The sequence below is a fragment of the Geobacillus sp. WSUCF1 genome (assembly GCF_000422025.1).
In the GTDB taxonomy this organism is placed as follows: Bacteria; Bacillota; Bacilli; order Bacillales; family Anoxybacillaceae; genus Geobacillus; species Geobacillus zalihae.
On sequence record NZ_ATCO01000141.1, the window covers coordinates 1 to 9915 of the forward strand.

The window sequence follows — 9915 nt, forward strand, 5'->3', positions numbered from 1 at the left end:
CAACTTTTGGTGAAGAGCCAGGCTGCTTTTCTTTCGACTTTTGTTCACCATTGGCTTTAGGGGAATATGCAAGAAAAGGGTGTCCCAAAAGGATCGGGACACCCTCTTTCGTCTCTATATATACGCACTGACCGATTCTTACGCACTATATTTTGTGTCTGCCCTGAAGGCAGACAGCCTTTTGAGTCAGCCCCCTCTTCTTTACTTATGGCACAAGCAATAGCTTGCCATGCGTTTTCCGCCCCTGCAGCAGCTGATGCACTTCAGAAGCCTGCTCAAGCGGGTAGACGCCGCCGATCATCAGCTTTAGGCTTCCTTCCTGCACCCACGCGAGCAATTCCCGCAAACTTTGTTCGTACAACGCCCGCTTTTTCATGATTTGCGGCAAGAAAAAGCCGATCACCGACCAGTTTTTCGCCATCAGCCGGACTGGATTGAGACGCGTCATTTCCCCGCTCGCCGCCCCATATACGACCAGGCGGCCGAACGGAGCGAGGCAATCGAGCGTCTGATGAAAGACATCGCCGCCCGCCATTTCCAAAGCGACATCGACGCCGCGCCCACCGGTCGCCTCCATCACGGCCGCCGCCCAGCTGTCTTTTGTATAATCAATGGTGACATCAGCGCCAAGCTGTTTGGCGAGCGCTCGTTTTTCCTCCGTGCTTGCCGTGGCGATGACCATTTTGGCGCCGAACCGTTTCGCCAATTGGACGGCAATCGTCCCAACGCCGCCGGCTGCGGCATGAACGAGCACCGTCTCCCCTTCTTCCAAGCGGCCCATCGTTTTGAGAATATGGTAGGCGCTTAGCCCTTGCACCGGCAAGGCCGCCGCCTGCCGGGCATCCATTCCATCCGGAAGCGGCACGACCGCCCGTTCATCGACGGCGACAAACTCAGCGTAGCCGCCGGATTCGATCAACGCGACGACGCGTTGCCCCGGGAGGACCGTTTGCACCTCCGGACCAACTTCACGGACAACGCCCGCCACTTCCGTCCCAGGTATGAACGGAAGCGGCGTCGGCACAACATAGCGGCCTTCCCGTCGGGCTGTATCCGCATAGTTGACGCCGATCGCTTCAGCTTCAATCACGACTTGCCGCCCCGTGGGTTTCGGACGTTCGCCTTCGCAAACACGCAAGACATCCGGTCCACCGTATTCAACGAATTGGACAAATTTCATGGCGATATCCCCTCTTTCGTTACTTTTGTCGACGCCATATCGCGCAGTTCCGGGCCGAACGGCCCCAGCTCAAGTTTTGGAACGGCAGAAAGCGACCCATGCCGGTTGATGTAGTCGATTTCTTTTTCCAAGCCGTACGCCGTCATCCAACGGCCGACGCGCGAGGCAGACAACACTTCTTTCGCCTTTCCTTCATCCGAATATTGCCGGTAAAAGAGCCATGCGGCCGTCGCGCTGTCGGACAGCTCCGCCGCGTTGATCCCTTGCTCGATCAAGCAGTGCACAAAGTAGCCGGCGCCATAAAAGTCTTCTAGGCAAAAACGGCCGGACGAGCCGGAACAAATCACAATGATCGTCTCTTCCTGATGTAAACGGCAAATATGCTCGCCGACCGCCGGGCTGTTCAGTAAGCTCGCCGCGTACACCGCACGGGCTGGCTGAGCTCTGCGAATCGCCACCGTGCCATTGGTCGTCGATAGCACGACTGTTTTCCCTGGACAAACCGTTTGCAAAAATAGCGGCGCCGGCGGATGAAAACCGGCGATCGTCCGCCCTTCGTATTCGCCGACGAGCTCATAGCTGCCCTCTGGCAAGCGAAGCGCGATCTCCTTGGCCTCCTCGGCATCGCGCACCGGGATCACCGAACGAGCGCCGGCAGCGAGAACTGCTGTAATCGACGAGGTGGCAAGCAAAACATCGAACACGACAGCCACCTTTCGATCAGCAAGCGCCATCTCATCAATGTCTTCTTTGCGCAGCACGACATGCACTTTTGTCATCACGCCGCCTCACCGTCCTGTCGCCAGCTGCCATGCATGCTCAATGAGCGCTTCGACAAACTGGCCAAAATGGCGAAACCGCTCATCGTTCGTCTGTCCGCGGCGATAGCGGTAATAAATTTGCTGGCAAATGACCGCTAATTTAAAGTAGGCAAACGTTAAATAAACGTGTATATCGGACACATCACGGCCGCTTTTTTTGGCATATGCCTCAATAAACTGTTCGCGCGTATAAAAACCGGGACGGACGGTGACCGGCGCGCGGCCAAACCCACTTTTAATGAGTGGAGGATCGTCTTCCTCAATCCAATAACTCATGGCCACCGCCAAATCGGCAAGCGGATCCCCGACCGTCGACATCTCCCAATCAAACAGCCCAACCATTTTGGTGATGTCGTCTTTGGCAAACAAAGCGTTATTCAGCTTAAAATCGTAATGGATTACGGTTGCTTCGCGCTGCGGTGGGATGTGGGAAGCGAGCCACTTCATCAGCGCCTCGGCTTCCGGAATATCATCCGTCTTGGCCCGCTCATAGCGCTGGATCCATCCGTGCACTTGCCGTTCCATAAACCCATCCGGCTTTACCATCTGAACGAGGCGTGTGTTCGTATAATCAATTTGATGGATACGGACAAGCGTCTCGACCATCGTCTCAGAGATGCCACGGCAAACGTCTTCTGTCGGGATGACGCCATCGGGAAAATCACTGTCAATCACGACGCCATGCCGCCGCTCCATGACGAAAAACGGACTGCCGATCACCGATTCGTCTTCACAAAAATAGAATGGTTTCGGCGCCAACGGGAACAGCGGATGGATTTCAGAGAGCCACGTGCTCTCCCGCTTCATATCGTGCGCTTTCGGCGGCACCGGGCCAAACGGCGGCCGGCGCAGCACCGCCTCCCACTCCCCACAGCGGAGCAAATACGTCAAATTCGACCGGCCGGCGGAAAATTGCTGGATCTCGAGCTCCCCATCCGGCATGTCCGGCAGCACCGTTCGCAAAAACTTGGCCAGCTTCCCTGCCGGCAGTTCTTCCCCCTTGCGCACTGGAATAATCGCTGTCATCTCCCTCTCCCCCTTGGTCAACAATTCAAGCGCGCCATTGCCGCCGCACGAACAGCATCCATCGACACACCTCGGATCAAACTTGTTTGTCTCTCTTTTCACTCGGCTTTCGAGACAGACGGCGCGCTCATGCCATCAAGCAGGATCTCCACCATCTGCTTCGCCACCTCGGCATCGGTCAGCTCGCCGTCCGGACGAAACCATTGGTAGCTCCAATTGGCCGCCCCAAGAACGGTAAGCGTGGCGATCGATGGTGACAAATCGCAGCGCAGTTCACCGCTTTTCATTCCTTCCTCAATCAACGACTGCAGCCGATAGCGGAACAAATCGCGCTTTTCTTTTACTTTCTGTAAATGCTCTTCATTCAAATGCTTCATTTCACGAAAAAAAATACGCGCTTCCCGTCCCTGCCGTTCGACATTATGGATGAGCATGAAGACGATGTCATACAGTCGTTCCCGCACCGAGCGCTGTGTATCGCTTATAATCCGCTCCTCTTCGTCCAGCAGCCATTCAATGTAGCGAAGGTGAATATCCATCAACAGTTCTTCTTTGCTTGTAAAATAGTAATAAAACGTCCCTTTTGTCACCCCGAGGGCGTCAACGATGTCTTGGATCGATGTTTCGCTGAAGCCGTTTTGTTCAAACAGCTCAATGCTGGCAGCCATAATTTTCTCCTTCACGTTTTTACACCTCTTGCCTAAAATGTAGTCGCTGCCAGCTATTGTACCATAAAACAGCCAAGCCTGCTTCGGACTTGGCCGAAAGCCGCGCCGTTATTGCGAGCGGGATGCTTCTTCACGCAAGGCGCGGCGCAAAATTTTCCCGACGTTCGTCTTCGGCAGTTCGGCACGGAACTCGACAATGCGCGGCACTTTGTACGCCGCTAAGTTTTTTCGGCAATGGGCAAGAATGTCTTCTTCGCTTGCCTGTTGTCCGTCTTTTAACACAATGATCGCCTTCACCGTTTCACCGCGATACGGATCAGGCACGCCAACCGCCGCCGCCTCTTTCACCGCTGGATGTTCGTACAACACTTCTTCGATTTCACGCGGATAAATGTTATAGCCGCCGGCGATGATCAGATCTTTTTTCCGGTCGACAATCGTCACATACCCTTCCTCGTCAATCGAAGCCAAATCGCCAGTGTACAGCCATCCGTCACGCAGCGCCACGGCCGTTTCTTCCGGCATGTTCCAATAGCCTTTCATCACTTGCGGTCCACGGATAATCAGCTCGCCGACTTCTCCTGGCGGCAACTCTTGCGTGCCAGTCGCCACATCGACGACTTTGTACTCAGTCAGCGGCATGCCGATGCCGACCGTGCCCGGCTTGCGAGCCGCAAACGGCGGATTGCAATGCGTCACCGGCGAGGCTTCAGACAAGCCGTATCCTTCAAGGACAACCGCTCCCGTTTTCGCCTCGAAGTCGCGCATCAATTCAAGCGGCATCGGTGCGCTGCCGCTGTTGCACGTTTTGATGCTGCTGATGCCGTACTGCTCGACACCCGGCGTATTGGTAATCGCGACATACATCGTCGGCACGCCTGGAAACACGGTTGGTTGCTTGTCGCGAATTGTCTCCAACACTTCTTTCAGCTCAAAGCGCGGCAGCAAAATGTTTTCCGCTCCTTGGTAAATGGCCAAGTTCATTCCCGACGTCATCGCGAACACGTGGAACAACGGGATGACGGTTAAATATCGCTCTTTCCCGAACTCAAATGTCCCTTTGAAAAATTCGGCGCATTGCAAGACGTTGGCGAAAATGTTGCGGTGGGTGAGCATCGCTCCTTTGGAGCGCCCCGTCGTCCCTCCCGTATATTGCAATACAGCAACGTCGTGCATCGGCTCGATCGGCACCGGGCGCACCACTCCGCTTCCTGCGGCAAGAAATTCGTCAAACGTGACATCTCCTTCAGCCAGCGCAACGGACGACGGCGCCCCAAGGCTGACGGTGACCGCCTGCTTGACGGCTGTCTCCCCTCTGACGGCGGCAAGGCGCGGATAAAGCGGTTCATAAATGACGATCGTCTCGGCGCCGGAGTCTTTGAGCAAATAGGCAAGTTCGCGCTCAACAAGCATCGGGTTCACTTGTGTGACGATCGCGCCCGCCTGCAAAATGCCATAGTAAGCGATGACATATTGCGGGCAGTTCGGCAGCATGATTGCGACGCGGTCGCCTTTTTGCACGCCGCGCGCCTGCAGGCTTGAGGTGAAACGGTTGACCGCCGCCTCAAGCTCGGCATAGGTGATCGTCTTGTCGTAAAATGTCAGCGCCGGCTGGGAGCCGAATTCCGCCGCTCGTTCATGCAGTACATCGCATACCGTTTTGTCGGGAATATCCATATAGAACGAAATGTGTTCCGGATAAAGAGACAACGCCCGTTTTTCGCCCATTTGCGTTTCCCCCTTTTTTAATTAAATGCCGGTCGCATGGCTGCCGCCGTCAACGACGAGGAGCGCGCCCGTGACAAAGGCGGACGCCGGGGAAGCGAGAAACAAGACGGCCCCTTTCAAGTCATCTTCGCCGCCAAAGCGGCCGAGCGGCGTATGCTCGAGCACTTTTTTCCCAACGCGTTCAAGAACGACTTTTGACATTTTCGTCGGGAAAAAGCCCGGAGCCACCGCGTTGACGCGAATGCCGTGCTTCCCCCATTTGGCTGCTAGGTCCCTCGTAAACGTAATGACCGCCCCTTTGCTCGTGTTGTAGCCGATCGTATTTAAAATGTCCGGGTGCGTGCCGCCAAGGCCGGCGACGGAAGCGATGTTGATGATGGCGCCGCCCGTTTGCTTCTCAATCATCACCTTGCCGGCCGCCTGGCTCATGAGAAACGTGCCGGTTACATTGACGTTCATCACCTTTTGCCATGCTTCAAGCGGCATCTCTTCGACCGGCGCTCCCCACGTCGCTCCGCTGTTGTTCACCAAAATATCGATGCCGCCAAACTCCTTCACCGTCGTTTCGACGACATGTTGGACATCATCCGGGTTCGTCACATCACACTTTAGCGCCAATGAACGGACGCCCAGCTGTTCCAACTTTTCTTTCACTTGCTCGCACGCCTCCACTTTGCGCGAGCAGACGACAACGTTCGCCCCCGCTTCGGCGAGGCCGACGGCGATTTGCTCGCCGAGCCCGCGCCCGCCGCCGGTGACGATGGCGGTTTTTCCTTCGATTTTAAACAAGTCCAACACATGCATAAACGCCACTTCCTCTCCCTTTATTGTTCATATGGACGCAACTCAAGCTTGGCTACTTGCTCTTTATGCACCTCATCCGGCCCGTCGGCCAACCGAAGCGTGCGCGAGTTCGCCCACATGGCGGCAAGCGGAAAATCGTTGCTCACCCCAGCGGCGCCGAACGCCTGGATGGCGCGGTCGATGACCTTCAAAGCGACATTGGGCGCCACCACTTTAATCATCGCAATTTCTTTGCGCGCCGCTTTGTTGCCGACCGTATCCATCATGTACGCTGCCTTCATTGTCAACAGGCGCGCCTGCTCGATCTCAATGCGCGACTGAGCGATCCAATCGCGAATGACGCCATGGTCCGCAAGCCGCTTGCCGAACGCGACCCGCGACTGCACGCGCCGGCACATAAGCTCAAGCGCCCGCTCCGCCGCTCCAATCAAGCGCATGCAATGATGGATTCGCCCCGGTCCAAGCCGCCCTTGGGCGATGGCAAATCCTTTCCCTTCTCCCCAAATGATGTTCTCTTTCGGCACTCGCACGTTGTCATACGTAATCTCCGCATGCCCGTGCGGCGCATGGTCAAAACCGAACACCGGCAGCATCCGTTCGATTTTCACCCCCGGCGTATCAAGCGGAACGATGATCATCGACTGCTGCTCATGCTTCGGGGCATCCGGATTCGTTTTCCCCATCACAATGGCAACTTTGCAGCGCGGGTCGCCGGCGCCGGACGACCACCATTTCCGCCCGTTGATGACGTATTCGTCCCCGTCGCGGACGATGGAAGCGCGAATGTTCGTCGCATCGCTTGACGCGACGTCCGGTTCGGTCATCGAAAAGCAGGAGCGGATTTCTCCGTTCAAGAGCGGGATGAGCCATTTCCGCTTTTGTTCTTCTGTTCCATAGCGGACGAGTACTTCCATGTTGCCGGTATCCGGCGCATTGCAGTTGAACACTTCCGGAGCGATGAGCGAACGGCCCATAATTTCGCAAAGCGGCGCGTATTCGACGTTCGTTAAGCCGGCTCCGTATTCGCTGTCCGGCAAAAACAAGTTCCAGAGCCCTTCTTTTTTCGCTTTTTCCTTCAGCTCTTCGATGATGGGCGGCACCCCTGACCATCTTGACTCTTGGGCGTTCAGCTGCTCCTCATACACCCTTTCGTTCGGATAAATGTACTCTTCCATGAAAGCGCTTAATTTTTTGATCAACTCTTGGACTTTCGGCGAATAGGAAAAGTCCATGTCATCCCCTCCCTGTATACTAACCGGTTAGTATGTGCCCTTTATTTCTACTATACCTCGACCAAAAGAAATATTCAATATTTTTTGATAAATATATCTCACATTCAAAAAAAGAGAGGACGAATCCGCCCCCATGTCACTGTCTGATATAGCGTTTGTACAATGCTTGCGTGCCGCTGTTTTCCTCACCGGCTTGCGCCAGCTCCTCATACATTTGTTTGGCGAGCGCCAGCCCTGGCAGCGGCAAGTTCATCCGCTCGGCTTCCTCAAGCGCAATTTTCATATCTTTAATGAAATGCTTGATGTAAAACCCCGGAGCAAAATCGCCTGACAACATGCGCGGCGCCAAGTTGCTCAGCGACCAGCTGCCCGCCGCCCCTTTGGCGATGCTTTCCAACACTTTGAATGGATCAAGACCAGCCCGCTTCGCATACGCCATGGCCTCGCAAACGCCGATCATATTGGTGGCGATGGCAATTTGGTTGCACATTTTCGTATGCTGGCCGGCTCCAGCTCCTCCTTGCCGCACGATGTTCGTGCCAAGCCGCTCGAGAATCGGCTTGCACGCCAAAAAGACGTCCTCATCACCGCCGACCATAATCGTCAACGTTCCTTCGCGCGCACCGATGTCACCGCCGGACACCGGGGCGTCCAACGCGTGAATCCCTTTTTGCTTGGCTGCTTCATAAATGGACTTTGCAAGCGTCGGCGTTGACGTCGTCATATCGATGACATACGTTCCCGGCCGCGCATTCTCCAAAATGCCGCCTTCGCCGAAATACACTTGCTCGACATCGTGAGGATAGCCGACCATCGTGATGACGACATCCGCCTCCCGCGCCAAATCAGCGACCGTTTCCTTCCAAACCGCCCCTTCCTGAAGCAAGTCTTCCGCCTTTTCTTTTGTGCGTGTATAGACGAGAAGCGGATAGCCCGCCTTCAGCAAATGGCGCGCCATGCTTTTTCCCATGACGCCAAGGCCGATAAACCCGATCGTTTTCAACGCTGTCCTCTCCCTTCTTGTCCGTTTGGCCGCAAGCGCCCAGCGATCTGCCCACCACCTGCGCTTCGCTTAGCAGCGGAGGCTTCTTTCGAAAATCGTTAAATCGCTTTGACCATGCCGCCGTCGACGATCAACGCTTGTCCGGTGACGTACGAGTTCGCTTCGGACAATAGAAAGACGACGACGTTCGCAAATTCTTCCGGCGTCCCGTAGCGGCCGAGCGGAATGGCGCTTTTCATGCGCGCTTCCATTTCCTCTTTTGTAATGCCAAGCTTTTCGGCGTTCACCTTATCTAAAAAGGCGACGCGTTCTGTCGCAATCCGCCCGGGAGCGACGGTGTTGATCAAAATGTTGTCCCGCGCGAATTCCGTCGCCAACGTTTTCGTCAGCCCGACAATCCCGGTGCGAAACGTGTTCGACAAAATCAAGCCCGGAATCGGTTCTTTGATCGATGACGAAGCGATGTTGACAATTTTGCCGCCGTTTTTCTTTAAATATGGCAGCGCTTCACGAATCAGCCGAATGTAGCTCAATAAATTGAGCTCAAACGCATATTGCCAGTCTTCGTCGCTCACCGTTTCAAACGTTCCCGCCGGAGGGCCGCCGGCGTTGTTGACGAGCAAATCGATCGTCCCAAACGTTTCGACCGTTTTGGCGACCAGCTGGCGGATGTCTTCCGCCTTCGTCACATCTGCACGCGTGTAGGCGACGCGTCCCTTATGCAGCCCATTCAACTCCTCGGCTGCTTCCTGCAGCTTTTCTTCGTTCCGGCTCGTGATCATCACGTTCGCTCCTTCGAGCACAAGCGCCCGGGCGACCGCTTTGCCGAGCCCTTGGCTTGAGGCGGCGACCAGCGCCGTTTTTCCGGCTAATCCGTACTCCATTGCCATCCCCCCCCCCGAAAAATAGTCATATCAAGTAAACAATATTCGCGTTTGTTCGCCGTTTTCCTTCTTTTTTCGTTCACGAAAAAAGCGATCCGCTGGGCGAATCACTTTTTTCCTTCCATGAGAGAGCGAAACCGCTTCATTCCTTCCTCGACAGCAAGGGAGTCGACGTGAAACGGGTCGGGGTTGGCCGCCCGCATCGGATCGGCGTCAATCCGTACACCGATTGCCTTGGCGCCGTCGGCAGTTGCATCGTTGATGATGCTTTCGCGGGCGCCGTCGCGGTGAAAGGAATGTGGATGGTCGTTTCGTCCGCGTTCCGGCATCAATGGTTCCCTCCTTTTTGCTTGTAGTGTACCACCGCATCGCGCAATCATGCCTTTTCGGTTCCGAATCGCGCTTTCCTTCAAAAACAGGTGACTGCACTTTTCTTTTTGTTCTTTTCCAAAAAAGGGGCTGACCCAAAAGGCTGTCTGTCTTCAGTATAGACACAAAATATAGTGCGGAAGAAGCGGTCGGTGTATATATAGAAACGAAAGAGGGTGTCCCGATCCTTTTGGGACACC

9 protein-coding genes and 1 pseudogene are annotated in these 9915 nt (G+C 55.2%); all 10 read right to left on the reverse strand.

Annotated elements, in window-relative coordinates; all coding sequences use genetic code 11:
* Positions 1-205: 205 nt before the first annotated feature.
* The gene (locus tag I656_RS03055; protein ID WP_015374325.1) at positions 206-1180 is read right to left on the reverse strand and encodes an NADPH:quinone oxidoreductase family protein; all 975 of its coding nucleotides are present in this window, start codon (positions 1178-1180) and stop codon (positions 206-208) included.
* Positions 1177-1959, reverse strand: coding sequence for a 2-phosphosulfolactate phosphatase (locus tag I656_RS03050; RefSeq protein ID WP_015374324.1), 783 nt, complete (start codon positions 1957-1959; stop codon positions 1177-1179). The genes I656_RS03055 and I656_RS03050 overlap by 4 nt, the downstream gene beginning before the upstream one ends.
* A 9-nt stretch (positions 1960-1968) precedes the next feature.
* Positions 1969-3027 carry a phosphotransferase family protein gene (locus I656_RS03045; RefSeq protein ID WP_033006386.1) on the reverse strand — a complete coding sequence of 353 codons (1059 nt, stop codon included), beginning with the start codon at positions 3025-3027 and terminating at the stop codon, positions 1969-1971.
* Positions 3028-3125: 98 nt separating this feature from the next.
* Positions 3126-3695: a TetR/AcrR family transcriptional regulator gene (locus tag I656_RS03040; protein ID WP_015374323.1), complete on the reverse strand. Its 570-nt coding sequence runs from the start codon at positions 3693-3695 to the stop codon at positions 3126-3128.
* Between the two features lie 108 nt (positions 3696-3803).
* The gene (locus tag I656_RS03035; RefSeq protein ID WP_020756250.1) at positions 3804-5423 is read right to left on the reverse strand and encodes a long-chain fatty acid--CoA ligase; all 1620 of its coding nucleotides are present in this window, start codon (positions 5421-5423) and stop codon (positions 3804-3806) included.
* A gap of 21 nt (positions 5424-5444) precedes the next feature.
* Positions 5445-6227, reverse strand: coding sequence for an SDR family oxidoreductase (locus tag I656_RS03030; protein ID WP_015374321.1), 783 nt, complete (start codon positions 6225-6227; stop codon positions 5445-5447).
* A 20-nt stretch (positions 6228-6247) separates the two neighbouring features.
* Positions 6248-7459 (reverse strand): acyl-CoA dehydrogenase, encoded by a 1212-nt coding sequence (locus I656_RS03025; RefSeq protein ID WP_015374320.1) that lies wholly within the window; start codon positions 7457-7459, stop codon positions 6248-6250.
* Positions 7460-7595: 136 nt separating this feature from the next.
* A pseudogene (locus tag I656_RS03020) lies at positions 7596-8501 on the reverse strand (NAD(P)-dependent oxidoreductase); the annotation flags it as partial.
* A 59-nt stretch (positions 8502-8560) separates the two neighbouring features.
* Complete coding sequence (locus tag I656_RS03015) at positions 8561-9346, reverse strand: SDR family oxidoreductase (protein ID WP_015374318.1); 786 nt, start codon at positions 9344-9346, stop codon at positions 8561-8563.
* A gap of 107 nt (positions 9347-9453) precedes the next feature.
* A complete protein-coding gene (locus I656_RS0116425; RefSeq protein ID WP_015374317.1) occupies positions 9454-9675 on the reverse strand; it encodes a hypothetical protein in 222 nt (73 codons plus the stop codon).
* Between the last annotated feature and the right edge of the window lie 240 nt (positions 9676-9915).

Bases quoted from the DNA above. Each gene is read 5' to 3' on its own strand.
- I656_RS03055 (WP_015374325.1), bottom strand. From the start codon at position 1,180: ATGAAATTTGTCCAATTCGTTGAATACGGTGGACCGGATGTCTTGCGT.
- I656_RS03050 (WP_015374324.1), bottom strand. From the start codon at position 1,959: ATGACAAAAGTGCATGTCGTGCTGCGCAAAGAAGACATTGATGAGATG.
- I656_RS03045 (WP_033006386.1), bottom strand. From the start codon at position 3,027: ATGACAGCGATTATTCCAGTGCGCAAGGGGGAAGAACTGCCGGCAGGG.
- I656_RS03040 (WP_015374323.1), bottom strand. From the start codon at position 3,695: ATGGCTGCCAGCATTGAGCTGTTTGAACAAAACGGCTTCAGCGAAACA.
- I656_RS03035 (WP_020756250.1), bottom strand. From the start codon at position 5,423: ATGGGCGAAAAACGGGCGTTGTCTCTTTATCCGGAACACATTTCGTTC.
- I656_RS03030 (WP_015374321.1), bottom strand. From the start codon at position 6,227: ATGCATGTGTTGGACTTGTTTAAAATCGAAGGAAAAACCGCCATCGTC.
- I656_RS03025 (WP_015374320.1), bottom strand. From the start codon at position 7,459: ATGGACTTTTCCTATTCGCCGAAAGTCCAAGAGTTGATCAAAAAATTA.
- I656_RS03015 (WP_015374318.1), bottom strand. From the start codon at position 9,346: ATGGAGTACGGATTAGCCGGAAAAACGGCGCTGGTCGCCGCCTCAAGC.
- I656_RS0116425 (WP_015374317.1), bottom strand. From the start codon at position 9,675: ATGCCGGAACGCGGACGAAACGACCATCCACATTCCTTTCACCGCGAC.